The following is a 24,812-nucleotide window of genomic DNA, read 5'->3' on the forward strand; positions in this document are numbered from 1 at the left end:
AGGAATCACGCGTGGATGTTCCAGGACCGTGCGAGAGGTACGAGCCGCCCCGCCCCCGGCAGCCGAAGCCACGGGGCCGCACGGGAGCGGGGCGGTTTCCTGCGCGCCGCCCCGGACGGGAGGGCGGCGGGGAAGGCTCCGGCGGCCGGGCACGGGGAGGTGGCTCGGGCGCCGGAGCGGTCTCAGTGGCCGAAGGCGCGTCTCAGCGACCAGGGGCGAGGTGGGGCAGGCTCACGTCCGGAGCCGCGGCGACGGGCCGGTGACTCATGTCGCCGACGAGCTGGACGGCCTGGTCGCGAAGGGCCCAGGCCGGCCCCACCAGACCGGCGAGGGCCAGGAACGCGAGCGCGAACCGGTCACTCCGTACGGGGGTGGCAGACCGCGCCTGGCGGCGATGGGTCCCGCTCACGAGGTGCCGCCCAGCGCGTTCTCGTGCGCGTCGAGGAGGCGGCTGGTCTGCGCGTACAGCCGCTCCAGCTCCACCGAGGTGAGGACGAGGGCCGCCTCGCAGGTCGAGCCGTCCTCGAAGTGGAACTCGACGGGCACCGAGCCCTGGCGGGCGCGCGGGTCGTAGATCGCGTCCCGGCCGGGCATCAGCGTCGCGTGGGTGGCTCGCGCCGGTACCGGGCGCAGCGTCGTGCCGTCCGTCGGCGCGGTCCAGGCGGGCCCTCCGCCGGGCGGCCGCAGGTGGTAGGTCGTGGCGGAGCCCTCACCCGGCAGCGCGACGACGACGCCGACACGGCCGTCCCGGGCGGTGTCGGCGGCGAGGTCTCCGAGCTGGGGAAGGAAGGGAGCCGCTGTCCCTAACTCGGCTCCCTGCGAGGGGAGATGGGGAAGAAGTCGTCCGGTCATGCTCCGAAGGTAGGGACGGGAGAACCCCTGAATATGAGCCGGAGGAATACGACCCCTGTCCGCCCTCCGTCCGCCCTTATCCGTCCAGGTGGAAGCGGTCGGACATGCGCCGCAGCTTCTCGCGCGTGGCGGACCGCTCGGCGTAGACGATGCCGCGCAGCGTCGAACGGGCGATGGGGTGGTTCCGTACGAGCTGGGGCGCGATCCGCTCGGCCCTCTCCAGCTCGCCGAGGGCCTTGTCCCGGTTGCCGTCCCACAGCCACGCCCGCGCGATGTCCATGTGGTGATGGCCCTGGCGGGAGTGAGGCAGCGCCCCTACCAGCTCGGGGCTGGTGCGCCGGTTGATCTCAAGGGCCTTGCCCTGCTCGCCCATCTCCAGGGCGACGCTGATCGCGTGGATCTGCACGTTCCCGGCGGAGAACGTCAGCGAGTGCCGGTCGTACACCGGTGCCCCGGCATACGTGTCCATCCGCTCGGCGGCGTCCTTCGCGTACCCGATCCGGTCCTCCGCCTCCGAGGCGCGTCCGGCACGGGCGGCCGAGACCGCCGCCCGGAGCTGGAGGGTCCCCCAGGCCCGTACGGCCAGCGGATCGCCCTGCTCGTACGCCTGCTGCACCGACCCGATCGCCTTGTCCGAGAGCGTCAGCGCGTCCGCCCAGTCGGCCGTGGCCCACATGTCCCAGACCCGCATCCAGTCCGCGACCGCCGGCAGCACCGGGTCCCCGGAAAGCCGCGCCGACCACGCGGCCCGCTCGCAGGCCATCGCCACCAGCTCGGGGTGGCCGAGGGAGTGGGCGGCGGTGTGGGCGAACTTGCAGCACACCGCGTAGATCGCGTACGCCTCCTCCCGCCCGTGCCCCTCCGACACCTCCGCCAGGGCCCGCGCCTCGCGGAACAGGTCGGGCAGGATGCGGAGGATCGCCACGTTGGAGGCGGTGTCCCGCAGCCGGTGCAGCCGCGTCACCTCCCGCCACAACTGCGGCGCCGGCCGCGGCGTGCCGTCGAAGACGGGGGCGAGGTCGTAGCGGCGCAGCTCGCGCAGGATCGAGGAGGCGGCGACCTGCCACTGGTTGTCGTCCGGAGAGCTGCTGTACGGGCGCCCGATCAGGTCGTTCGGATGGACATGCAGCTCGGCGGCCACCTGGTTGAGCAGCCCGACCCGGTCCAGCTCGATCAGGCCCCGTTCCATCTTCGACACCCAGCCCTGCGACTTGCCCAGGGCCGTCGCCAGGTCGGCCTGCGGCATCCCGAGCCGCAGCCTCGCCCTGCGAACGCGCCGGCCGATCTCCTCGGCTTCCTCCAGCATCAGGACACCTCCCCAACCGTCGGACGTCCGTGCGGGGTGCGCCGGTCTGTCCGTGCAGAGTTCGTCATCAGCACGGTACCGAGGACACTGCGTGCGCGTGAGGGAGTTGCCGGGCCCACGGTTCCTGTGCGGCATTCGTTCGCCGACCGCGCCAGGACGCGCCGGGAACCACGCGAACCGTCACTGAACTTCCTCTCTACGCCGTCCTCATCGAGGTTGGTGACGAATCCGACGAAATACACGTGTACCTCGTCCGACAAGGCGGGAGGGTTGGTTCAGGACACGAAAGCGATCTTCCGTACTGGTACCGGCTGTCAGAGGTACCGATGAAGATGCCTGGCATGAACGAGTACGACGATCTGATCAACCGTGTCTCGGCAAGGGCTACGGCGAGCAAGCGGCACCGGCCTCCCCTCACCGCCGACACCCTCGCCACGGCCGAGGAACGTCTCGGGTTTCCTCTGCATCCTCTTCTTGCCGCGCTTTATCGGCGGGCAGGGGATGGAGGCTTCGGCCCTGAGTACACGCTCTTCCCTCTCCTCCGGACGACGGACGCTGAAGAGGACACCGTGGTCGACGGCTACCTGGACCGCGTACCGCCGGCCGATGCGGACACCTGGTGGTCCTGGCCCAAGGGAGTCGTGCCGATCCTCGACTGGGGCTGCGCCATGATCGCCGCCGTCGACTGTCTCAGCGAGGACGGAACGGTCCTGCTCTTCGAGCCGAACGCGATGACTGGCCAGGACCTCACCGGTGCCTGGTTCATCGACGCGTGCAGTCTGGCCGAGTGGCTGGAGACGTGGCTGGCCCGCTCCGGCTGGTACGAGGAGGACAAGGTCGACGAGGAGTTCGACATGGCGCTCTGGCCGGATGCCGCCTCACGCTGGTAGCTGAGGAAACTGACATCTGTCCCTCGGTCCGTCTCCGGCTCACCATCCGCTCACGCGCTCGCCCCCGAACGACAGAGCGCCCCGACCGGTCGAAACCGGTCGGGGCGCTCCATCACAGGTCAGGAGGTTCCTCCTGCCCTGCTGTCGGTAGGCCGTGTGGGACTCGAACCCACAACCAACGGATTAAAAGTCCGCTGCTCTGACCAATTGAGCTAACGGCCCGTGGACAAAGACACCCGTGCAGCATAGCCCGAGAGATCCCCGGAGCCGATCGGGTATCCGACACCGGTCGCGCCGCGGGCCGGCCGGAGGGCTCGGACGGTGGCGGTGGCACCGGGTCCGCACATAGGGAAACGGGGCCCGCACCAGCACCGAAGTGCTCGTACGGGCCCCGTTCCAGGGTCCTGCACGAGAAGTCCTACGAGAGGCCCCGCGCGAGATCGGCCGTGTCAGCCGTGACGGCCGTGACGGCCGTGTCAGCCGTTGCGCTTCCAGCGCGGCTTGTCGTCGCGGCGGAAGGAACCGCCGGCCGGGCCGGAGCCGCGGTGGTCATCACGGCGGCCGTACGGGCGGTCGCCGCCCGAGCGGAAGCCGCCGGCCGGACGGTCGTCGCGGCGGTCACGGTTGAACGGACGGTCGCTGCCGCGGTGGCCGCCGGAGGGGCGGTCGTCACGACGGTCGAAGGAACGGCCGCCGCGGTCGTCGCGGTTGAAGCCGCCGGAGGGGCGGTCGTCACGACGGAAACCGCCGGACGGACGGTCGTTGTCACGACGCTCGAAGGAACGGCCGCCACGGTCGTCGCGGTTGAAGCCACCCGACGGACGGTCGTCACGACGGAAACCACCGGACGGACGGTCGTCGCGACGGAAACCGCCACGGTCACCACCGCGGTCGTCGCGACGGAACCCACCGCGGTCACCGCCACGGTCGCCACCGCGGTCGCGGCGCTCGAAGTTGCCCCGCTCGTCGCGGAAGGACGGACGCTCCTCGCGGCGCTGCTGCTCCTCGGCACGCGCGGCGCGCTCGGCCTCGACGGCCGCCGCGGCGACCTCGGCCTCGGCGGCCTCGGTCACCTCGGCCACGGCCGCCTCCGGGTCCTCACCGCGCTCGCGGGCGGCGCGGGCCACCAGGCGGTCGGCCTCCTCGCGGAGTTCGACGGCGCGGCGCTGGAGGCGCTCCAGCTGCTTGGTGAGGTCGACGACCTCGCGCTCGGCCTGCTTGGCGGAGTTGTTCGCGGAGTCGGCCTGGACCTCGGTCAGCGAACGGGCGCCGGTGATCTCGGCGACCTCCGGGTCGAAGGCGCCGGCCCCGCCGACGATGTGGCGCGAGGCGTCGACGCCCGCGTCCTCCATCAGGCGGAAGATCTGGCGGCGCTGGTGCGGCAGGGCCAGGGAGACCACGACGCCGGAGCGGCCGGCACGGGCGGTGCGGCCCGAGCGGTGCAGGTAGTCCTTGTGGTCGCCGGCCGGGTCCACGTTCAGGACCAGGTCGATGCCGTCGACGTGGATGCCGCGGGCGGCGACGTCGGTCGCGACGAGCGCGTTGACGTAGCCGTCCTTGAAGTCGGCCAGGGTCCGCGTACGGGCGCCCTGGGTCATGCCGCCGTGCAGCGCGTCGGCCTTCACGCCCGACTCGCGGAGCTGCTCGGCGATGCGGTCGGCACCGAGCTGGGTGCGGACGAAGATGATCGTGCGGCCCTTGCGGGCGGCGATCGCGGCGGTGACCGGGGCCTTGTCCTTCGGCTTCACGACGAGGACGTGGTGGGTCATGGTGGTGACGGCACCGGCCGACGGGTCCACCTCGTGCGTGACCGGGTTCACCAGGTAGCGCTTGACCAGGCTGTCGATCTCGTTCTCCAGGGTGGCGGAGAAGAGGAGGCGCTGGCCGCCCTCGGGGACCTGGTCGAGCAGCTCGGTGACCTCGGGCAGGAAGCCCAGGTCGGCCATCTGGTCGGCCTCGTCGAGGACGGCGATCTGGACGGCCTCGAGGGAGCAGGCGCCGCGGTTGATGATGTCGCGGAGACGGCCCGGGGTGGCGACGAGGATGTCGACGCCGCGCTCCAGGGCGTAGATCTGGTTGCCCATGGACGTACCGCCGCAGACGACCTTCATCTTGAGGCCGAGCACGTCGCCGTAGGGCTGGAGGGCGTCCGCGACCTGCATCGCGAGCTCACGGGTCGGGGTGAGGATGACGCCGCGGGGCTTCTTCTTGTCGGTGTGGCCGCCCGCCAGGGTGGCGAGGAGCGGCAGACCGAAGGAGAGGGTCTTGCCGGAGCCGGTGCGGCCGCGGCCGAGGATGTCCTTGCCGGCCAGGGCGTCCGGGATGGTCGCCGCCTGGATCGGGAAGGGGGTGGTCACGCCGTTCTGCGCGAGCTTGCGCACGACGCCCTCCGGCAGACCGAGGTCCGCGAAGGTGATCGTGGGCTCGGCGGGCTCCTCGGACTCCTCGGCGGAGTCGTCGGCCTGGAGCTCGGCCTCGGCCTCGGCGAGGGTGTCGGCCTCGATCAGGGCCTGGGCCTCGGCCTCGATCGCGACGGTCTCGGTGGCCTCCGCGGCCTCGACGATCTCGTCGTTCTCGGGCATGACGGCGTGGTCAGAACTGAAAATGGACATGCGAAATGCGAAACCTTCCGGAGTCTCGGCACGCGCCCGTCAACTCCGTGTTTTCGCAATTCGACCGCCTCAATGCGGTCCAGCCACGGCTAGGGAGAGTACGCGCCACACGGCGCTCTTCTGTGTCGGCGCCGGGCAATGGGATCAAACGATCTACCACCATACGCACCCTCCCCCACCTATGGCAAATCGGACTCCGTCACACCGGTCCCACCTGCGGGGACGCCACCGGTTCCGGGGACGCGCCGACGCCCTCCTCCGCCCCTGCGGCCCGCATGGCGCCCAGCTGGACGTCGGGGCCCGGCACCGGCGGATCGGTCGGCGCCGAGGTCGGCTCGGGCGTCGGCTCCGGGGTCGGGGCCGGCGGCTCGGGCGTGGGGTCGACGGGCGGCGTCGGCTCCGGGGCGGGCGTGCCCCCGTCGCCGCCCGGCCCTCCGGTCCCGCCGCCGGCTCCGCCGTTCCCGCCGCCCGCGCTCCCGTCCCCGCTCCCGCCGGCCCCGCCGCCGCTGCCCGTACCGCCACCCGCCGTCTCGTGGCCGCCGCCGGACGGCTGCGGCTTCGCCGTGCCGCCGGACGGGCCGACGCCCGGCGGGACCGCGCCCTCCGTGGGATGCGCGCTGCCGGACGGCGAGCCGCTCGGCACCGGCGTCTCCTTGCCCGATCCGGTCACGTCCGGCCCGCTCCCGTCCGACCGGCCGCCCCAGGAACCGCCGCCGCCGTCCGGAAGCCCCCCGCCGCCGTCGGACTCCGCCGCCACGCCCCGCTTCCCGCCGGACGCGCCGGGCCCCGGCTTCGCCCCGTCGTCGCTCACGCTCATACAGCCGCTCAGACCGGCGCAGGCCGCGACGGTCAGCGCGGTGGCGATCCATCTCACCGGGGTGGGCAAATGGCGCACGGGGGGCACCTCCAGGGCACAACAGGCAGGAACGGAACGCGTCGCACTGCCCAACTCCCCTGCCCCCACAAGGGACACGGGCCCCCGCCCAAGGGAAACGGAGCCCACGCCCCCACTCGCGGGGCCGCTCCCCCGCACGGAAGGCCGCCCCCTCCGGCCGTATTCGTCCCCTCGGAGGGCCGCGCCTTCCGGCCGCACTCGTCCACCCGGAAGGCCGCCCCCTCCGCCGTACCCGTCAGCCGTAGCCCAGCGCGTGCAGCCGTTCGTCGTCGATGCCGAAGTGGTGGGCGATCTCGTGCACCACCGTGATCTCGGTCTCCGCGACCACGTCCTCGCGCGACTCGCACATCCGCAGCGTCGGCCCCCGGTAGATCGTGATCCGGTCCGGCAGGACCCCGGCGTACCACTCGCCGCGCTCGGTCAGCGGCGTCCCCTCGTAGAGCCCGAGCAGCTCGGGATCGTCGGAGGGCGGCTCGTCCTCCACGAACACGGCGACGTTGTCCATCAGCCGCGTCAGCTCCGGCGGGATCCGGTCCAGGGCTTCGGCGACGAGCTCCTCGAACTCCTCGCGCGTCATCTCCAGCACCCGCCCATTCTCCCCCGGGTGGAAACCGTTTTGGCGATAGCGGCCGACATCCCATATGCTTCTCACGTCCCCGACGCGCTGATGAAGCGCCCAGGTGAGCCCCTAGCCCTCATCGTCTAGTGGCCCAGGACGCCGCCCTTTCAAGGCGGTAGCACGGGTTCGAATCCCGTTGGGGGCACGTTTCAAACGTGTGCGAGACTTGTTTCGCACAGAGCAAGGTCCTGTGGAGCAGTTGGTTAGCTCGCCACCCTGTCAAGGTGGAGGTCGCGGGTTCAAGTCCCGTCAGGATCGCTGAGACCGGAAACGGTCTCGTGGCTGGGTAGCTCAGTTGGTACGAGCGATCGCCTGAAAAGCGATAGGTCGCCGGTTCGACCCCGGCCCCAGCCACAAACAGAAGGCCCCGTTCGAGAGAACGGGGCCTTCGTCGTGTCCCGGAAGGTTCGCGAAGACACGAAGAGGGACACGAAGAAGAACACGACGGCGGAACGAGGGACGGCGGTACGGGGAAGGGGCCCGCGCCCCTCCCCCGTACGCGTCACGCCTCCTCGCGCTCCTCCGTACGGCTCCTCCGCCGGCCCCGCAGCGCGAGCAGCGGCGCCACGGCCACGAGCGCGACGAGCAGCGCCCAGTCCGGCACCGCCCGGCCGAGTGCGGCCACCCGCTCCTCCACGGCGAACGAGTCGTCCACCGACAGCGGGCCCGGCAGCGCGGTCGTCCCGTCGAAGACCAGGAACAGCGTGCCCAGGGCCACGAAGAAGAGGCCCGAGAGCACCGAGGTCGAGTGGAGCGTGAACCGGCCGGCCCGGAGGGGCCGCCCGCGCAGCCAGCGCCGCCGGCCCAGGTCGTACCGCTCCCAGAGCAGCGCCAGGACGAACAGCGGCACCGCCATCCCGAGCGCGTACACCGCGAGGAGCAGACCCCCGTACGCCGGGCTGCCGCTCAGCGCCGCCACCGTCAGGACGCTGCCGAGGATCGGGCCCGCGCAGAAGCCCGCGAGGCCGTAGACCAGGCCGAGCGCGTAGACGGAGACCGCCGACGTGGGCCTGATGCGGCCGCTCGCCTCCGCGATCCGGCGGGAGGCGAAGCCCAGGCCGAGGATCTGGAGGACGCCGAGCCCGATGATCAGCCAGCCGCCGACCGTGACGAGCAGGTCCCGGTGGTCGTAGAAGAACCGGCCCGCGAAGGAGCCGGCCGCGCCGAGCGGGACGAGGGTGGTCGCCAGGCCCGCGTAGAGGATGCCGGTCCTGGCGACCAGCTTCGCGCGCGTGTCGATGGAATACGCGAAGAAGGCCGGCAGGAGCAGGGCGCTGCAGGGGCTGAGCAGGGCGAGCAGCCCCCCGAGGAAGGCGGCGAAGTAGCCGATGCCGGAGGTCACCGCCCGGCCCCGGAATCGGCTCCGGAATCGGCTCCGGCCCCGGACGGGGTCCCGGGCGCGGACGGGGTCCCGGGCGCGGAGGGCTTCGCAGTCTGCTTCTTCTTCGCCGTCTTGGCCGTCCTGGCCGCCGCCTCGATCGCCTCCGTGAAGGTCTCCAGGGGCTGCGCGCCCGCGATCGGGCGCCCGTTGACGAGGAAGGACGGAGTGGAGGTGGCGCCGAGCGAGTAGCCCTGCTCCTGGTCCCTGCCGACGGCCGCGCGGGCCGCCGCCCCCTCGGAGTCCTTCGCGAACCGGGCCGCGTCGGGGACGCCCGCCTCCTTCGCAAGGGCGGCGAGCCGGTCCTTCCCGAAGCCCTTCTCCTTGGCACCCTCCGCGTAGGCGGCCCTGTGGAACTCCCAGAACCGGCCCTGCTGCCCGGCCGCCCAGGAGGCGCGGGCGACGGCCTCGGACTCCTCGCCGAAGATCGGGAAGTTCCGCCACTCGATGCGCAGGGTCCCGTCCTTCACGTACTTCTCCACCAGGACCGGCTCGGTGTCCCGGGCGAACTTCCCGCAGTAGCCGCACTTGAAGTCGGCGTACTCGATGAGCACCACGGGCGCGTCGGCCCGGCCCAGGGCGAGCCCGTCGGATGCGTCGCGGCGCGCGTACGCCTCCAGCTCGGGGTAGACGCCGGCGGCCGGGTCGGCGGAGACCTCCGCGACGGCGGACGAACCGGAGGCGCCGGGGGACGCGGGCTTGGTCGCGGTGTACGAGACGACGCCGAGCAGTACGGCGGCGGCCGCCACCCCGGCGACGATCGCGACCGGCCTGGACTTGGCGGAAGCCCTGGAGGCGGCCTTGGAGGAGGGGGATGCGGACATGCGGAAGCGCTCCTGAGGAGTGAGGAGTGGGGAAGGAAGACAAGGACGGCGGAGGAGGGCCGTCCGTCTACACCCTCAGGACCGACAGCTCCACCGGCGACGGCGGTACGAGGTCGGGCGGCTCCCGCCCCGGCGCCGGTTCCCGGCCGTCCGCGACCGCGCACCGGAACCCGCCCGGCACCCGGTCGGCGGCGAGGGCGGGCAGCAGCTCCGCGAAGCCGTGCGCGCGCGGCGGTACGACGGGACCGTCGGCGCCCGCGACGACGGACCGGCCCGGATCACAGCCGGGCACGGCGGCCCCGGGAGCGGAGATCACGGAGATCACGGGACCGGCGGGAGCAGAGGCCACGGAAGCCACGGGACCGGCGGGAGCGGAGAACACGGAAGCCACGGGACCGGCAAGAGCAGAAGCCACGGCAGGACCGGCGGAAACGGTCCGCTCTCCCTGGACGCCCCCCACCAGGAGCCCCAGCACCAGCCCCAGGAGCGCGGCGAACGCCGCCGGCGCGCGGGTGGTGCGGAACATGCGAAACCTCTCCGGTTCGGTCGGCGTGCCCGAAATAGTACGCACCTCCCTCCTCCTCCCTCCCGGCCGGCGGCCGCGCCCCGCCCCTCCGTAAATCGGTTCGCCGCTTCTCGTCCGCAGGTGCGATCCTGGATTCCGTATGTCTACTTCCTTCGCCGCCCTCCAGTCCGTCCTGGCCGGGGTCTCGCTGCGGGACTCCCACCGGCTCGGCCGCCGTCTCGAAGGCGCCCGCCGCATCCGTAAGCCCGAGGCCCGCGCGGCCGTCCTGGACGAGATCGCCGCAGAGGCGGCCAAGGCCAAGGAACGCGTCGACGCGCGCGCCGCGCGCGTGCCCGCCGTCACCTATCCCGAACAGCTCCCCGTCTCGCAGAAGAAGGACGAGATCCTGGAGGCGATACGCGACCACCAGGTCGTGATCGTCGCCGGTGAGACGGGCTCCGGAAAGACCACCCAGATCCCGAAGATCTGCATGGAGCTGGGCCGGGGCGTCCGGGGCATGATCGGGCACACCCAGCCCCGCCGGATCGCCGCCCGCACGGTCGCCGAGCGGGTCGCCGAGGAGCTGAAGACCCCCCTCGGGGAGGCCGTCGGCTGGAAGGTCCGCTTCACCGACCAGGTGAACCCCGAGGCGACCTTCGTGAAGCTGATGACGGACGGCATCCTGCTCGCGGAGATCCAGACGGACCGCGAGCTGCGCGCGTACGACACGATCATCATCGACGAGGCCCACGAGCGGTCCCTCAACATCGACTTCCTGCTCGGCTACCTGGCCCAGCTGCTCCCGAAGCGCCCCGACCTCAAGGTCGTGATCACCTCCGCGACCATCGACCCGGAGCGCTTCTCCCGCCACTTCGGCGACGCCCCGATCGTCGAGGTCAGCGGGCGCACGTACCCCGTCGAGGTCCGTTACCGGCCGCTCCTCGAAGAGGACTCCGAGGAGTCCGACCGCGACCAGATCACCGCGATCTGCGACGCCGTCGACGAGCTCCAGGGCGAGGGCCCCGGCGACATCCTGGTCTTCCTCTCCGGCGAGCGCGAGATCCGCGACACGGCGGACGCCCTCCTCAAGCGGAAGCTGCGCAACACCGAGGTCCTCCCCCTCTACGCGCGCCTGTCGCACGCCGAACAGCACCGCGTCTTCCAGGCCCACCCCGGCCGCCGGATCGTCCTCGCCACCAACGTCGCCGAGACGTCCCTGACCGTCCCCGGCATCAAGTACGTGATCGACCCGGGCACCGCCCGCATCTCGCGCTACTCGCACCGGACCAAGGTGCAGCGGCTGCCGATCGAGCCCGTCAGCCAGGCCAGCGCCAACCAGCGCAAGGGCCGCTGCGGCCGTACGTCCGACGGCATCTGCGTCCGGCTGTACTCGGAGGACGACTTCCTGTCCCGTCCCGAGTTCACGGACGCCGAGATCCTCCGGACGAACCTGGCCTCCGTCATCCTCCAGATGACCGCCGCCGGCCTCGGCGACATCGAGAAGTTCCCCTTCATCGACCCGCCGGACCACCGCAACATCCGGGACGGCGTGCAGCTCCTCCAGGAGCTGGGCGCGATCGACCCGGCCGAGAAGGACCCGAAGAAGCGGCTCACCCCGCAGGGCCGGAAGCTGTCCCAGCTCCCCGTGGACCCCCGGCTCGCCCGGATGGTCCTGGAGGCGGACCGGAACGGCTGCGTCCGCGAGGTCATGGTGATCGCGGCGGCGCTCTCCATCCAGGACCCGCGCGAGCGGCCGGCGGAGAAGCAGGCGCAGGCCGACCAGCAGCACGCCCGGTTCAAGGACGAGACGAGCGACTTCCTCGCCTACCTGAACCTGTGGCGGTACGTGCGCGAGCAGCAGAAGGAGCGGGGTTCCAGCTCCTTCCGCCGGATGTGCAAGCAGGAGTACCTGAACTTCCTGCGGATCCGCGAGTGGCAGGACATCTACGCCCAGCTGCGGACGGTCGCCAAGCAGATGGGGATCCACCTGAACGAGGAGGACGCGCCGGAGCAGTCCGTGCACGTGTCCCTCCTGGCGGGACTCCTGTCCCACATCGGTCTGAAGGACGTCAAGGACGGGGCGAAGAACGACTACCTCGGCGCCCGCAGCGCCAAGTTCGCGATCTTCCCCGGCTCCGCGCTCTTCAAGAAGCCCCCGCGCTTCGTCATGTCCGCCGAGCTGGTGGAGACCTCTCGCCTCTGGGCCCGGGTGAACGCCCGGATCGAGCCCGAGTGGATCGAGCCGCTCGCCCAGCACCTGGTGAAGAAGACGTACAGCGAGCCGCACTGGGAGAAGGACCAGGCGGCCGTGATGGCGTTCGAGAAGGTGACGCTGTACGGCGTCCCGATCGTCGCCGACCGGAAGGTGAACTACGGGCGGATCGACCCGGAGGTCTCCCGGGACCTGTTCATCCGGAACGCGCTGGTCGAGGGCGACTGGCGCACCCACCACAAGTTCTTCGCCGACAACCGCAAGCTGCTCACCGAGGTCGAGGAGCTGGAGCACCGGGCCCGGCGCCGGGACATCCTCGTCGACGACGAGACGCTCTTCGACTTCTACGACAAGCGGGTCCCCGAGCACGTCGTCTCCGGCGCGCACTTCGACTCCTGGTGGAAGCACAAACGCCACGAGGAGCCGGAGTTCCTCGACTTCGAGCGCGAGATGCTCATCAACGAGAAGGCGGGGGCGGTCACCAAGGACGACTACCCGGACTCGTGGCGGCAGGGCCCGCTCAAGTTCCGGGTGACGTACCAGTTCGAGCCGGGCGCGGACGCGGACGGCGTGACCGTCCACGTACCGCTCCAGGTGCTCAACCAGGTGACGGACGAGGGCTTCGAGTGGCAGATCCCGGGCCTGCGGGCGGAGGTCGTCACGGAGCTGATCCGCTCCCTGCCGAAGCCGATCCGCCGCCACTACGTCCCGGCGCCCAACTTCGCGACCCGCTTCCTCGACGCGGTCGTGCCCGTGCAGGAGCCGCTGACGACGGCGCTGGCGCGCGAGCTCCAGCGGATGGTCGGAGTGCCGCTGACGGCCGAGGACTTCGACTGGGCGAAGGTGCCCGAGCACCTCAAGGTGACCTTCCGGATCGTCGACGAGCGGCGCCGGAAGCTGGCCGAGGCCAAGGACCTGGAGACGCTGCGGCTCACGCTGCGCCCGAAGGCCCGACAGGCCCTCTCCAAGGCCGCCGCGGCGGCCACGGGCGGCCCGGACGGCTCCGGCCCCTCCCTGGAGCGCTCGGGTCTGAAGGACTGGACGATCGGCACGCTCACGAAGGTCTTCGAGACCAGACGGGCGGGCCAGCCGGTCAAGGCGTACCCGGCGCTCGTGGACGAGGGCGACGGCGTGGCCGTGCGGCTCTTCGACACGGAGGCCGAGCAGGCCCTCGCGATGTGGCGGGGCACCCGGAAGCTGATCATGCTGAACATCCCGGTGAACCCGGCGAAGTTCGCCTCGGACAAGCTGACCAACCAGCAGAAGCTGGCCCTGTCCTCGAACCCGCACGGTTCGATCCAGGCCCTCTTCGACGACTGCGCGACCGCCGCCGCCGACAAGCTGATCGCGGACCACGGCGGCCCGGCCTGGGACGAGGAGTCCTTCCGGAAGCTGTACGACAAGGTCCGCGCGGACCTGGTGGACACGACGGTGCGGACGGTGGGCCAGGTCCAGCAGATCCTGGCGGCCTGGCAGGCCTGCGAGCGGCGCCTGAAGTCCACGAGCAGTCCGGCGCTCCTTCCGAACCTCCAGGACGTGCGGGCGCAGCTGAACTGGCTGATGCCGGCCGGCTTCGTCACCCGTACGGGTCTGAAGCGGCTCCCGGACCTGATGCGCTACCTGGTGGCGGTGGACCGGCGGCTCCAGCAGATGCCCACCGGGGTCCAGCGGGACACCACCCGGATGGAGAAGGTCCAGGAGATGCAGGACGAGTACGCCTGGCTGCTCGAACAGCTCCCGAAGGGGCGGCCGGTGCCGGCCGAGGTCACCGACATCCGCTGGATGATCGAGGAGCTGCGGGTGAGCTACTTCGCGCACGCCCTGGGGACGGCGCACCCGGTCTCGGACAAGCGGATCGTGAAGGCGATCGACGCGATGGTCCCGTAGCCGGACCCGCGCGGACCGGTCGGTGACCCGCCGCCGGACCCGCGCGGACCGGTCGGTGACCCGCCGCCGGACCCGCGCGGACCGGTAGCCGGGTCCTCGCGGTCGGTGAGTTCGACCGGACCCGCTGACCTGCTGTACAGTCTCTCTCGCAGCCGCTTGAACGAGGGCTGCGAGCAAGGTCCTGTGGAGCAGTTGGTTAGCTCGCCACCCTGTCAAGGTGGAGGTCGCGGGTTCAAGTCCCGTCAGGATCGCCTCAAGTCGAAGGCCCGCATCGTGAGATGCGGGCCTTCGTTGTGTTCCCGTGTCTTGACGGGGGCCCGTGCCCGCCGGTACTCCGGACTTCAGGGAATCGGGGGCCCGACTGGAGGTGGTCGCGCATGGCCGCGGCGTCCGCAGCACGGCACGACACACGAGCACTGCTGCGCGCCCATCTGGCGGCCGCGTCGCGGTACGGGCACCTCACGCGCCACTGCGTGGTCTGCCACCGCCTCCTGCGGCTCGCCATGGAGGTCCCGGAGGCTTCCGAGGCCGAGGAACGGGCATCGGCGACGGAGGACGAAGGTCCCACCGACCCGTGACCGACGGCGGGTCGGACATCCTCCCCGGAGTGGCAGGCTTGACCTTGGCAAGGGTTGGCGCGTGTGACGGGTGTCACTGAAAGAGTTTCAGAAACCCCTTCACTTACACCCTCCCTACACCGGTCCGATTTAATCGGTGCAATTGCACGACCGTCCGCCGACCGGGACCGGACACAAAAAATCGCGCTGGACCCGGCGGAGTCCAGCGCGATCATGTGACGAAGACCTGTTGGGGCAGGTGTTCGCCGGCAGAGCTAGGGGTGGGCCGACGGATTGGGGGATCCGACAGGGCCCGGTGTTACGGGGTACTGCGGGGTGTCACGCGACCTCAGGCCTCGCTGCGCTGCTGCGGAATGCCCGCCAGCAGCGCGCGGACCTCGGCCTCGCGGTACCGGCGGTGCCCACCCAGGGTGCGGATGGACGTGAGCTTGCCCGCCTTGGCCCAACGGGTCACCGTCTTCGGGTCCACACGGAACATCGTGGCGACCTCGGCAGGGGTCAGCAGCGGCTCGGCATCAGGGGTGCGAGCGGTCATGAGCGGCCTCCTCGGGAGAACCGAACCAATCTCGGTTCTTTCCTCTAAATTCTGCACCTTGACCCGCGTTGCCCGAAATGGCAGAAGCGGGCCGAGTCGGTTATAGGACGAACGGCTTGTCCTCGGCACTACAACTACACCATCCGTCCAGCCACGTCGGCCAAACCGATGGAATTGCCCTCGCAGGTGTTCATCAGCGGCGGAAGTCGATGGACCATGCCATAACGGACAGTCACGCGTCTGTGACGATCAGTCACAGAGCGATCAGGAGTCCTCAGACCCCCCATAGAGTGCAATGCTGAGCGTTCCGCCCAAAGTTGGGCGGAAGGAACCCTCCCCGGACTCCTTGTCCTATTTTGGCACGAGGATGGGTGATCGGCGCAAGGGTGCGTTAAGTGCTGTCCGTCACGCTTGAGCCAAAGGCCCGGATCGGGACCAACGTCCCCCGCCGGACGGGAGCCGAAGGACCCGTGGACCGGGGAGGGGGGCGCGGAGGAACCCCGGAGCCGTCGGCTCCAGAGGCCTCGAAGATCATTTACACCGGTCGGACATGTCTTGTCGATACCGACCTGACGAAGATGCCCGACTGATGTCAGTTCGCACACGGGGGCTTCCGGCCACGGTTACCGGTTCTCGACGCCCGGACCGCTCCGGACCGGCCACGGTTGCCGATTACCGACGGCCGGACGCCCGTCGACGGCCGGGGACACCTCCGTCAACAGCCGGCTCCCTCCTGCCGACGGCCGGCTCCCCTCAAGAGGGCTCCCCCCCAACAAGAGGGCTCCCTCCGACCCCCAAGATCGCGTCAGTTCGCGAACCGCAGGTCCCTGATCGCCCGCCACCGCTCCGCGAGCCGCCCGTAGGCCTCGCTCGCCGCCTCGCCGTCCCCCGCCCGCAGCGCGGCGAGCCCCTCCGCCAGCCGGGCCGCCGACCGCTCCTCCGCCAGCCACTCCTCCGGCACCGCGTGCACCAGGCCGCCGAAGTCCAGCTCCACCAGGGCGCGCGGATGGAACTCCTCCAGCCAGCGCCCAAGGTCGATCAGACCCTCCGTCATGGGACCGTCGTCGATCGACTCCCGCAGCGCCCGCAGGGCCCGGGCGAGCCGGCGCCGCGCCTGGGCCATCGTCGTCCGGTACCGCAGCACCGGCGCCCGGCCCGCCTCGTCCCCCTCCTCCGGGACGCCCGGCTCGTACTGCCGGTCCTCGTCGCCGAAGAGCGCGAACCAGCGCACCGGCACCTGCCACACCGCCGTACGGATCCACGGGCGCGCGTCCGGGTTCCGCGCCAGCCAGCGCTCGTGGTCCGCCGCCACCTGGGCGCGCACCACCGGCGGCAGCATCGCGTCGAGCACCGGCCCCGGGTACCCCTCCGCCACCAGCTCCTCCAGGGCCAGCCAGCCGCGCAGCCGGGTCCGCCACGGACAGATCACCACCGCCCCGTCCAGACGGGCGACGAAGGCCTCGCCGCTCTCGTGGACCGGCACCGGCACCGGGGGCGTCGGCAGCAGGTCCGCGAGCGACCGGCGCAGCTCCTCCTGCGCCCCGGGGGTGCGGGGCCGCCGCGCGTATCGGGCCCAGTGGGACCGCTCCGGCTCGGGGAACGCGGCCAGCGGCTCGTACACCCGCAGGTAGGACGCGTAGGGGACGAGGACCGAGGAGGCGACCGACATGTCGCGATCCTTCCACGGAGGTACTCCCCGAGGGGGTGATCCTGCGCACTGAGGCTGATCTACGCCCAGGTAGCGCTTACCCTCTTGCCGAACCGGTCCCTCCCCCACCCGCAGGGAGGGCCGAAAACCGCCGCTTCGTACTTGGGAGTCACCACCGTGACCGATGTGACCGGCGTTCCTGTCGATCCCGCAGACGTGCTGCACACCCTCTTCCGTTCGGAACAGGGTGGCCACGAGCAAGTCGTGCTCTGCCAGGACCACGCGACCGGCCTCAAGGCCGTCATCGCCCTCCACAACACCGCCCTGGGCCCGGCCCTCGGCGGCACCCGCTTCTACCCGTACGCCACCGAGGCCGAGGCGATCGCCGACGCGCTCAACCTGGCGCGCGGCATGTCGTACAAGAACGCCCTGGCCGGTCTCGACCACGGCGGCGGCAAGGCCGTCATCATCGGCGACCCGGAGCAGATCAAGACGGAGGAGCTCCTCCTCGCCTACGGGCGCTTCGTCGCCTCCCTCGGCGGCCGGTACGTCACGGCCTGCGACGTCGGCACCTACGTCGCCGACATGGACGTCGTCGCCCGCGAGAACGAGTGGACCACCGGCCGCTCCCCCGAGAACGGCGGCGCCGGCGACTCCTCCGTGCTCACCGCCTTCGGCGTCTTCCAGGGCATGCGCGCCTCCGCGCAGACCCTGTGGGGCGACCCCACGCTGCGCGGCCGCAAGGTCGGCGTCGCGGGCGTCGGCAAGGTCGGCCACTACCTCGTCGAGCACCTCCTGGAGGACGGCGCCGAGGTGTACGTCACCGACGTGCGCGAGGAGTCGGTGCGCCGGATCACCGACAGGCACCCGCAGGTGAAGGTGGTCGCCGACACCGACGCGCTGATCCGCGTCGAGGGCCTGGACGTCTACGCGCCCTGCGCGCTCGGCGGCGCCTTGAACGACGACACCGTGCCGGTCCTCACCGCGAAGATCGTCTGCGGCGCGGCCAACAACCAGCTCGCCCACCTCGGCGTCGAGAAGGACCTGGAGGAGCGCGGGATCCTCTACGCGCCCGACTACGTGGTCAACGCCGGCGGCGTGATCCAGGTCGCGGACGAGCTGCACGGCTTCGACTTCGACCGGTGCAAGGCGAAGGCGACGAAGATCTTCGACACCACGCTCGCGATCTTCGCACGTGCGAAGGAAGACGGGATTCCGCCGGCCGCGGCGGCCGACCGGATCGCCGAGCAGCGCATGGCGGAGGCGCGGCGCGGCTGAGCCGGGCCGGGGGGGGGCGGCCCGCCTCCGGAAGGGTGCCGGGGAGACTTCCCTCACCCTTATCGGCGGGTCGTGCCCCCGGAAGAGGTTAAAATCGCGACTGACCAGCGAGGAAAGGGCGCCTCGAAGGTTCTGTACCGGGGTATGTGATGCGCGCGGCGTACCGTAGACCCACGGAAACAGGTACCGTTGAAGCCCTACGGGCCGGTCTCTCCTTCGAGAGCCCGCTCCGAATCATGAACGCGTGTCAAGACTCTGGGGCCATCGAGCCCCGTCACCGAGGGGGTCGAGCCATGGGGCGCGGCCGGGCAAAGGCCAAGCAGACCAAGGTCGCCCGCCAGCTGAAGTACAGCAGCGGCGGAACGGACCTGACGCGTCTGGCCAATGAGCTGGGCGCTTCGACTTCGAGCCAGCCGCCGAATGGCGAGCCGTTCGAGGACGACGACGAGGAAGACGACCCGTACGCCCAGTACGCGGATCTCTACAACGACGACGAGGACGAGGACGACCAGTCCGGTCCCTCTTCGTCCTCCTCGCGTCGCGCTTGACCTTCTGAACCACCGAAACCCGGTCCGGTACACCCGGCCGGGTTTCTGTGCTGTCCGCGGAGCCGCCCGTTCACGGGTGCGGGGCGCGGCGGAGAACGGCGATCGGGGGCGCCCCTGAGGGCACCCCCGATGCGTACGTCCTGCGGGTCAGTTCGCGTAGTCCCCGACCAGCTCGGCGCCGGTGGCGCGGTCGCCGCGCTCGGTGATCTCGCCCGCGACCCAGGACTCGACCCCGCGGTCCGCCAGGGTGGCCAGGGCCACGTCCACGGACTCGGCCGGCACGACGGCCATCATGCCGACGCCCATGTTCAGGGTCTTCTCCAGCTCCAGGCGCTCCACCTGTCCGGCCTTGCCGACCAGGTCGAAGATCGCGCCCGGGGCCCAGGTCGACCGGTCGACGGTGGCGTGCAGGCCGTCCGGGATCACCCGGGCCAGGTTGGCCGCCAGGCCGCCGCCCGTGATGTGGCTGAAGGCGTGGACGTCCGTGGTCCGGGTGAGGGCCAGGCAGTCGAGCGAGTAGATCTTCGTGGGCTCCAGGAGCTCCTCGCCCAGCGTCCGGCCGAGCTCGTCGACCCGCTGTCCGAGGGTCATGCCGGCGCGGTCGAAGACCACGTGCCGCACGAGCGAGTACCCGTTGGAGTGAAGGCCGGAGGAGGCCATGGCGATGACCGCGTCACCCGTACGGATGCGGTCCGCGCCGAGCAGCCGGTCGTGCTCCACGACGCCCGTGCCCGCACCGGCGACGTCGAAGTCGTCCGGGCCGAGGAGGCCCGGGTGCTCCGCGGTCTCGCCGCCGACCAGGGCGCAGCCGGCCAGGACGCAGCCCTCGGCGATGCCCTTGACGATCGCCGCGACCCGCTCCGGGTGGACCTTGCCCACGCAGATGTAGTCGGTCATGAAGAGCGGCTCGGCGCCGCAGACGACGATGTCGTCCATGACCATCGCGACCAGGTCGTGGCCGATGGTGTCGTAGACGCCCATCTGGCGGGCGATGTCGACCTTCGTGCCGACGCCGTCGGTCGCCGAGGCGAGCAGCGGACGCTCGTAGCGCTTGAGGGCGGAGGCGTCGAAGAGGCCGGCGAAGCCGCCGAGGCCGCCGAGGACCTCGGGGCGCTTCGTCTTCTTCACCCACTCCTTCATCAGCTCGACGGCGCGGTCGCCCGCCTCGATGTCGACGCCCGCGGACGCGTAGCTCGCGCCGCCTTCGGCACTGAGGGACTCAGACATGCTGGGAACTTTCGTGTCGTACTGCGGTTGCGGCGGGTCTTACGGACGACGGAGCGCGTCGGAGGCCGCGGTGGCGGCCGGGCCGGCGGCCAACTCGGTCTCCAGGAGCTGCTTGCCGAGCAGCTCGGGGTCCGGAAGCTCCATCGGGTACTCGCCGTCGAAGCAGGCGCGGCAGAGGTTCGGCTTCTGGATCGTGGTCGCCTCGATCATCCCCTCCAGGGAGATGTACGAGAGGGAGTCCGCGCCCAGCGACTTGCCGATCTCGTCGACCGACATGCCGTTGGCGATCAGCTCCGCGCGGGTCGCGAAGTCGATGCCGAAGAAGCAGGGCCACTTGACCGGCGGGGAGGAGATCCGGATGTGGACCTCGGCCGCACCGGCCTCGCGGAGCATCCGGACCAGGGCCCGCTGGGTGTTGCCGCGGACGATCGAGTCGTCGACGACCACGAGCTTCTTCCCCTTGATGACTTCCTTGAGGGGGTTCAGCTTCAGCCGGATGCCCAGCTGGCGGATGGTCTGGGAGGGCTGGATGAAGGTGCGCCCGACGTAGGCGTTCTTCACCAGGCCGGCGCCGAAGGGGATGCCCGAGGCCTCGGCGTAGCCGATGGCGGCCGGGGTGCCGGACTCCGGGGTCGCTATCACCAGGTCGGCCTCGACGGGCGCCTCCTTCGCGAGGCGGCGGCCCATCTCCACGCGGGAGAGGTACACGTTCCGGCCGGCGATGTCGGTGTCCGGGCGGGCCAGGTACACGTACTCGAAGACACAGCCCTTGGGCTTCGCTTCCGCGAATCGAGAGGTGCGGATGCCGTTCTCGTCGATCGCGATCATCTCGCCCGGCTCGACCTCGCGGACGTAGCTGGCGCCGCAGATGTCGAGCGCGGCGGACTCGGAGGCGACCACCCAGCCGCGCTCCAGGCGGCCGAGGACCAGCGGGCGGATGCCCTGCGGGTCGCGGGCCGCGTAGAGCGTGTGTTCGTCCATGAAGACGAGGGAGAAGGCGCCCCGGACCTCGGGGAGGACCTTCGCGGCGGCCTGCTCGATGGTGAGCGGCGCGCCGTCCTCGTCCACCTGGCCCGCGAGGAGCGCGGTGACCAGGTCGGTGTCGTTGGTGGCGGCGACCCGGGTCGCGCGCCCTTCCTTCTTGGGCAGGTCCGCGACCATCTCGGCGAGCTGCGCCGTGTTCACCAGGTTGCCGTTGTGGCCGAGCGCGATCGAGCCCTGGGCGGTCGCCCGGAACGTCGGCTGCGCGTTCTCCCACACGGAGGCACCGGTGGTCGAGTAGCGGGCGTGACCGACCGCGATGTGACCTTGGAGGGAACCGAGAGAGGTCTCGTCGAAGACCTGGGACACGAGGCCCATGTCCTTGAAGACGAGGATCTGGGAGCCGTTGCTGACCGCGATTCCCGCGGATTCCTGGCCCCGATGCTGGAGGGCGTAGAGCCCGAAGTACGTGAGCTTTGCGACCTCTTCACCCGGAGCCCAGACCCCGAAGACGCCGCAAGCGTCCTGGGGGCCCTTCTCACCGGGAAGCAGGTCGTGATTGAGTCGACCGTCACCACGTGGCACGTTTCCGAGTGTAGACGGGCTCGACCACTGGTCCGAATTGAGGAAAAGCGGGGTCGGCCGCACTCGTGCGATCGCACGAAATGATCATCTCGCGCTTGGAGAGGGCTACAAACCAGGCGGGGGAAGGGATTCCGGCTCCGGGGCCGTGGAAAGCGGACGCTCGTGCCGTCCCCGGAGCCGTCCCGCGATGTGACGGAGTTCGCAATCGGAGCGGATTCGAACCCCGGACGCTACGCGCGTCCGGCCGGTTCGGCGGTGGCGGTGAGGCCCTCGCCCGAGGCGTCGGTGAGCGTCAGGGTCCGGTGGTCGACCCGGTAGGTGAGCGGACCGTCGAGGAGCTCGTACAGCTTGGTCTCCAGCTTCATCTGCGGGCCCGTGCACATCATCCGGGTGGTGGCCGCCGGGCCCTCGACGGTGAGGGTCGTGGCGTCGGTTTTGGCGGTCGCGGAGAAGTTGTTGCAGCCCAGGTTCCCGGTGACCTTGCCGTCCTCGCCCAGGACGATCCGCGCCTTGCCCTCGCTGCCGGCGGGCAGGGAGGACGCGGTCTTCCCGGAGAGCAGGCCGTCGACCTTCCACGCGGTGCCGCGCAGCGGGGCGGGGCGCTCGGCGGTGAGCGCGAGGACGTTCCGCCCGTCGGACGAGGTCAGGGTGAGCGTGTCGTTCTTCAGCGTGCCCTTCAGCTCCCCGGAGAACGCCTCGACCAGCTCCTTCTCGAACCGCATCCGGTCCTCGGAACAGGCGATCTCGGTCATCGGCCCCGGGGAGGCGGTGAGGGTGTCGCCCTTCACGGCGACGGTGGCGTTGAAGGTGTTGCAACCTCCGCTGCCCGTGACGCGGCCGTCCTTCCCGAACGTCACGCGGGCGTCGCGCGGGGCGTCGGACGCGCTTCCGTCGACGGTGACTTCGTCGACGGTCCAGTGCGTGCCGGTGAGCGGAAGGTCCGGGGAGACGGTGCCCGCCCCGGACCCGGAGCCTTGACCTCCCTCCGTGCCGCACGCGGTGAGCAGGAGGGCCGGGAGGAGCGGGACCAGGACGACGAGTGCTCGTGGCTTCGACATGGAAATGGGACGGACGAACGGACGAGTCGGTTCCACCGGCCCCGCCGACCCCTGCGGACCTGCGGCGACCGGCCGTCAGCCCATCAGCGGCAGCAGGTCCGCCAGATCGGCGCGCTCGCCGCTCGCGCTCACCAGGGCCGCGTCCAGCTCCGTCGCCCACTCCACGCGCCCGGTCGCGAGCCGGATCCAGGTCAGGGGGTCCGTCTCGACCACGTTGGGCGGGGTGCCCCGGGTGTGCCGGGGCCCCTCCACGCACTGGACGACGGCGTACGGCGGGACCCGCACCTCGACCGCCCCGCCGGGGGCCCGCACCGCGAGGACGTCGGCGAGGAGACGGGTGCAGGCGGCGAGCGCCTGCCGGTCGTACGGGATGCCGGCGCCGGTCGCCTCGTTCAGGTCGTCGGTGTGGACGATCAGTTCGACGGTCCGGGTGACGAGGAAGTCCCCGAGCGTCATGGCCCCGAAGCTCACCGGCAGGAGCCGCTCGTCGGACGCGCCCGCCACCGCCTCCTCGTAATCGTCCTGTACGCGCGCGTAGAGCCCGTGCAGATCGGAGGCGTCGGTCCCGCGCGTGTCCGCGTCGATCCGTTCGGCGGCCGACGCGGTCCTGGACGGCCAGTCGAGCAGGGCCAGTTCCCTCGCGGCCGGCGCGGGTGCGGCGAGCAGCCGGGACACGGAGTCGACCATCCGCGCGAGGTGCGCCGCCAGGTCCCGCACAGTCCACTCCCCGAGCCGGGTCGGCCCGTCGAGCTGGACCGGCGTGAACGCCTCGACGGCCACCCGTACGTGCCGGAACTGGGCGTGGACCGCGGCCCGGGTCTTGGCGGAGTCGTAACTGCGGGTGCGCTTCTTGGCCGGTGGCATGGGGCGAGGGTAGTCGGCGACGGGGACGGTCGGCGGCGGGGACGGTCGGCGGCGGGCGCGTCGGGGACGGAGGCCCGAGGGATGGGGCGGGCCGGCGGGCGGAGGTCAGACCACCGGGCGGGCCGGGCCCGGTATCGCCTCGAACGTCTCCTTGTTCTTCGGCACGCCGACACCGCGCCAGGTGAAGGGCACGCCCCTGGCCGTGTCCAGGTCGGGGCCGTTCATGAGGTGGAAGTGCAGGTGCGGTTCGGTGGAGTTGCCGGAGTTTCCGCACTGGGCGAGCCGCTGGCCGGCCGTCACCCGGTCGCCCGCCCGGACGGTGAGCGAACCCCGCCGGAGGTGGGCGTACACCGCGTAGGTGCCGTTCCCGAGGTCGAGTATCAGGTGGTTCCCGACGATCCGCCGGGCGCCCGCGAGGACGCGGGCGATGCCCTCGAAGACCAGCAGATAGAGGAAGGCGGGCAGCGAGTTGCGGCTGAGGTGGTCGCGCTGGCCGTCCTCGGCGTGCACGACGGTCGCGTCGGCGACCGCGAACAGCGGGGCGCCGAAGGCCGGGAAGTCCTCGCTCCGGCGGGCCACCGGCCACAGCCACGCGAAGGAGGGCCGGGGCCGCTCCCCGTCTTCCGCCTCCGCCAGGATGTCGATGGCGTACGTCTGGCCGTACTGGTGGGTGCCGTGGCTGGGCGTCCGGTCCGCCGGGCTGTTGAGCGCCGACCAGCGGCCTGCGACCGGCGGGTCCACCTCGACCGGGGGCCGCGCCGCCGCCTCGACCTGCTTGCCGGTGTGCCGGGCGAGGCCGATCCCCACCACCATGGCGGCGACCAGCGGCAGCCAGCTCACCGCGTACGAGTAGGGCAGTCCGACGGTGAACGAGACGATCACTTGGACGAAGAACAGTAACCAGAGCGTGCGGTGGAGCAGCACCGCGGACTTGCGCGTGAACATGAGCGTTCCCCCTGAACGATCGTGGTCGACGACTGTGGTCGAAGGACCGACTGCTGTGGTCGAAGGGCTACGAGTGGGCCGCCGTGAAGGCCACCAGGAGCGGGACGACCCGGGCCGCCGGAACCTCGTAGCGGCCGCGTCCGGTCGTGTGGAGCCAGCCCGCGCCGGTCAGTTGGCGCAGGTGGTGGTAGATCTGGCCGGTCGTGCCCGTCTCCGGGAGCTCGGCCAGCTCGGCGGCGGTGTGGCAGCCGCCGAGTATCTCCCGCAGGAGCCGGAGCCGTACGGGATGGCCGAGGGCGGCGAAGGACTCCGCGGTCTCGGCCCAGTCCTCGTCGAGCAGTCGCTCGGTGAACGCGCCGAACTGCCACTCGTACCGCTCCTCTGTGGGCAGTCGGACCGAACCCGTGAACAGCACTCCGCCGTCGGCGCCCCGCGGGCCCGCCTCCGCCAGTTCGGCCTTGAACCCCTCCAGGGCCCAGAGGTGCCCTCCGGCGCTTCCGGGGCGCTCGGGGGCCTCCATGCCCTCCAGCGCCGCGATGCGCCGCTCCAGCTCGGTGAACCGCTCTTCCAGCTCCATGCGTACAG

22 protein-coding genes and 5 tRNA genes are annotated in these 24,812 nt (G+C 71.3%); 9 read left to right on the plus strand and 18 right to left on the minus strand.

What is annotated here, in order from left to right:
* Positions 1–202 precede the first annotated feature (202 nt).
* The 3 genes from ACWGSR_RS02670 to ACWGSR_RS02680 all read right to left on the minus strand — a co-directional run bounded on the left by ACWGSR_RS02670 (position 203) and on the right by ACWGSR_RS02680 (position 2,158).
* Positions 203–409 carry a hypothetical protein gene (locus tag ACWGSR_RS02670; protein ID WP_453563133.1) on the minus strand — a complete coding sequence of 69 codons (207 nt, stop codon included), beginning with the start codon at positions 407–409 and terminating at the stop codon, positions 203–205.
* Positions 406–852 (minus strand): hypothetical protein, encoded by a 447-nt coding sequence (locus ACWGSR_RS02675; protein WP_453563134.1) that lies wholly within the window; start codon positions 850–852, stop codon positions 406–408. Before ACWGSR_RS02675 ends, ACWGSR_RS02670 begins: the two co-directional genes overlap by 4 nt.
* Before the next feature lie 76 nt (positions 853–928).
* Positions 929–2,158 carry a helix-turn-helix domain-containing protein gene (locus tag ACWGSR_RS02680; protein ID WP_391095253.1) on the minus strand — a complete coding sequence of 410 codons (1,230 nt, stop codon included), beginning with the start codon at positions 2,156–2,158 and terminating at the stop codon, positions 929–931.
* Positions 2,159–2,499: 341 nt separating this feature from the next.
* Here ACWGSR_RS02680 and ACWGSR_RS02685 point away from each other — a divergent pair, with 341 nt between their 5' ends.
* A complete protein-coding gene (locus ACWGSR_RS02685) occupies positions 2,500–3,048 on the plus strand; it encodes an SMI1/KNR4 family protein (protein ID WP_453563136.1) in 549 nt (182 codons plus the stop codon).
* Between the two features lie 148 nt (positions 3,049–3,196).
* Here the strand turns inward: ACWGSR_RS02685 and ACWGSR_RS02690 are convergent.
* The 4 genes from ACWGSR_RS02690 to ACWGSR_RS02705 form a co-directional block, all read right to left on the minus strand.
* Positions 3,197–3,270: transfer RNA gene (locus ACWGSR_RS02690), tRNA-Lys, on the minus strand.
* Between the two features lie 254 nt (positions 3,271–3,524).
* Positions 3,525–5,660 carry a DEAD/DEAH box helicase gene (locus ACWGSR_RS02695; RefSeq protein ID WP_453563138.1) on the minus strand — a complete coding sequence of 712 codons (2,136 nt, stop codon included), beginning with the start codon at positions 5,658–5,660 and terminating at the stop codon, positions 3,525–3,527.
* A gap of 199 nt (positions 5,661–5,859) precedes the next feature.
* Positions 5,860–6,555, minus strand: coding sequence for a hypothetical protein (locus tag ACWGSR_RS02700; RefSeq protein ID WP_376231059.1), 696 nt, complete (start codon positions 6,553–6,555; stop codon positions 5,860–5,862).
* A 235-nt stretch (positions 6,556–6,790) separates the two neighbouring features.
* Positions 6,791–7,141: a metallopeptidase family protein gene (locus tag ACWGSR_RS02705; RefSeq protein ID WP_053648331.1), complete on the minus strand. Its 351-nt coding sequence runs from the start codon at positions 7,139–7,141 to the stop codon at positions 6,791–6,793.
* A 105-nt stretch (positions 7,142–7,246) separates the two neighbouring features.
* Here ACWGSR_RS02705 and ACWGSR_RS02710 point away from each other — a divergent pair.
* The 3 genes from ACWGSR_RS02710 to ACWGSR_RS02720 all read left to right on the plus strand — a co-directional run bounded on the left by ACWGSR_RS02710 (position 7,247) and on the right by ACWGSR_RS02720 (position 7,528).
* Positions 7,247–7,319 (plus strand) — tRNA-Glu (locus ACWGSR_RS02710).
* 39 nt (positions 7,320–7,358) lie between these two features.
* A tRNA-Asp gene (locus ACWGSR_RS02715) sits at positions 7,359–7,432 on the plus strand.
* Between the two features lie 22 nt (positions 7,433–7,454).
* A tRNA-Phe gene (locus ACWGSR_RS02720) sits at positions 7,455–7,528 on the plus strand.
* Positions 7,529–7,676: 148 nt separating this feature from the next.
* On the opposite strand, the gene ACWGSR_RS02725 is transcribed toward ACWGSR_RS02720, so the two are convergent.
* The 3 genes from ACWGSR_RS02725 to ACWGSR_RS02735 form a co-directional block, all read right to left on the minus strand.
* Entirely contained in the window at positions 7,677–8,516 is an 840-nt protein-coding gene (locus tag ACWGSR_RS02725; RefSeq protein ID WP_453563140.1) for a cytochrome c biogenesis CcdA family protein, read from the minus strand.
* Positions 8,513–9,376, minus strand: a complete 864-nt coding sequence (locus ACWGSR_RS02730; RefSeq protein ID WP_453563142.1) for a DsbA family protein — start codon at positions 9,374–9,376, stop codon at positions 8,513–8,515. The genes ACWGSR_RS02725 and ACWGSR_RS02730 overlap by 4 nt, the downstream gene beginning before the upstream one ends.
* 67 nt (positions 9,377–9,443) lie before the next feature.
* Positions 9,444–9,725 carry a hypothetical protein gene (locus tag ACWGSR_RS02735; protein ID WP_453563143.1) on the minus strand — a complete coding sequence of 94 codons (282 nt, stop codon included), beginning with the start codon at positions 9,723–9,725 and terminating at the stop codon, positions 9,444–9,446.
* A gap of 316 nt (positions 9,726–10,041) precedes the next feature.
* Here ACWGSR_RS02735 and hrpA point away from each other — a divergent pair, with 316 nt between their 5' ends.
* From hrpA to ACWGSR_RS02750, 3 genes are all read left to right on the plus strand, one after another.
* Positions 10,042–13,980, plus strand: coding sequence for an ATP-dependent RNA helicase HrpA (gene hrpA, locus ACWGSR_RS02740; protein ID WP_453563145.1), 3,939 nt, complete (start codon positions 10,042–10,044; stop codon positions 13,978–13,980).
* A gap of 177 nt (positions 13,981–14,157) precedes the next feature.
* A tRNA-Asp gene (locus tag ACWGSR_RS02745) sits at positions 14,158–14,231 on the plus strand.
* A 126-nt stretch (positions 14,232–14,357) separates the two neighbouring features.
* Entirely contained in the window at positions 14,358–14,558 is a 201-nt protein-coding gene (locus tag ACWGSR_RS02750; RefSeq protein ID WP_376231054.1) for a DUF6274 family protein, read from the plus strand.
* 328 nt (positions 14,559–14,886) lie between these two features.
* On the opposite strand, the gene bldC is transcribed toward ACWGSR_RS02750, so the two are convergent.
* Together bldC and ACWGSR_RS02760 are read right to left on the minus strand one after the other, a co-directional pair.
* A complete protein-coding gene (gene bldC / locus ACWGSR_RS02755) occupies positions 14,887–15,093 on the minus strand; it encodes a developmental transcriptional regulator BldC (RefSeq protein ID WP_003949541.1) in 207 nt (68 codons plus the stop codon).
* 805 nt (positions 15,094–15,898) lie between these two features.
* The gene (locus tag ACWGSR_RS02760; protein ID WP_453563147.1) at positions 15,899–16,762 is read right to left on the minus strand and encodes a hypothetical protein; all 864 of its coding nucleotides are present in this window, start codon (positions 16,760–16,762) and stop codon (positions 15,899–15,901) included.
* A gap of 156 nt (positions 16,763–16,918) precedes the next feature.
* Between ACWGSR_RS02760 and ACWGSR_RS02765 the strand changes: the two genes are divergently transcribed.
* Both ACWGSR_RS02765 and ACWGSR_RS02770 read left to right on the plus strand, forming a co-directional pair.
* Positions 16,919–18,019 carry a Leu/Phe/Val dehydrogenase gene (locus ACWGSR_RS02765; protein WP_453563148.1) on the plus strand — a complete coding sequence of 367 codons (1,101 nt, stop codon included), beginning with the start codon at positions 16,919–16,921 and terminating at the stop codon, positions 18,017–18,019.
* A 293-nt stretch (positions 18,020–18,312) separates the two neighbouring features.
* Entirely contained in the window at positions 18,313–18,567 is a 255-nt protein-coding gene (locus tag ACWGSR_RS02770; protein ID WP_383323102.1) for a DUF3073 domain-containing protein, read from the plus strand.
* 147 nt (positions 18,568–18,714) lie between these two features.
* Here the strand turns inward: ACWGSR_RS02770 and purM are convergent, their stop codons facing one another.
* The 6 genes from purM to ACWGSR_RS02800 form a co-directional block, all read right to left on the minus strand.
* Positions 18,715–19,794, minus strand: coding sequence for a phosphoribosylformylglycinamidine cyclo-ligase (gene purM / locus ACWGSR_RS02775; protein ID WP_453563150.1), 1,080 nt, complete (start codon positions 19,792–19,794; stop codon positions 18,715–18,717).
* 39 nt (positions 19,795–19,833) lie between these two features.
* A complete protein-coding gene (gene purF, locus ACWGSR_RS02780; protein ID WP_366373069.1) occupies positions 19,834–21,360 on the minus strand; it encodes an amidophosphoribosyltransferase in 1,527 nt (508 codons plus the stop codon).
* 230 nt (positions 21,361–21,590) lie between these two features.
* On the minus strand, positions 21,591–22,418 hold the full coding sequence (locus ACWGSR_RS02785; protein WP_376231049.1) for an META domain-containing protein: 828 nt from the start codon (positions 22,416–22,418) through the stop codon (positions 21,591–21,593).
* Positions 22,419–22,493: 75 nt separating this feature from the next.
* The gene (locus ACWGSR_RS02790) at positions 22,494–23,282 is read right to left on the minus strand and encodes a sterol carrier family protein (protein WP_453563151.1); all 789 of its coding nucleotides are present in this window, start codon (positions 23,280–23,282) and stop codon (positions 22,494–22,496) included.
* Positions 23,283–23,387: 105 nt separating this feature from the next.
* Positions 23,388–24,227 (minus strand): M23 family metallopeptidase, encoded by an 840-nt coding sequence (locus ACWGSR_RS02795; RefSeq protein ID WP_453563152.1) that lies wholly within the window; start codon positions 24,225–24,227, stop codon positions 23,388–23,390.
* A gap of 67 nt (positions 24,228–24,294) precedes the next feature.
* Positions 24,295–24,804, minus strand: a complete 510-nt coding sequence (locus tag ACWGSR_RS02800; RefSeq protein ID WP_383361186.1) for an ArsR/SmtB family transcription factor — start codon at positions 24,802–24,804, stop codon at positions 24,295–24,297.
* Positions 24,805–24,812 lie beyond the last annotated feature (8 nt).

It is taken from the genome of Streptomyces sp. NPDC055632 (assembly GCF_053618675.1).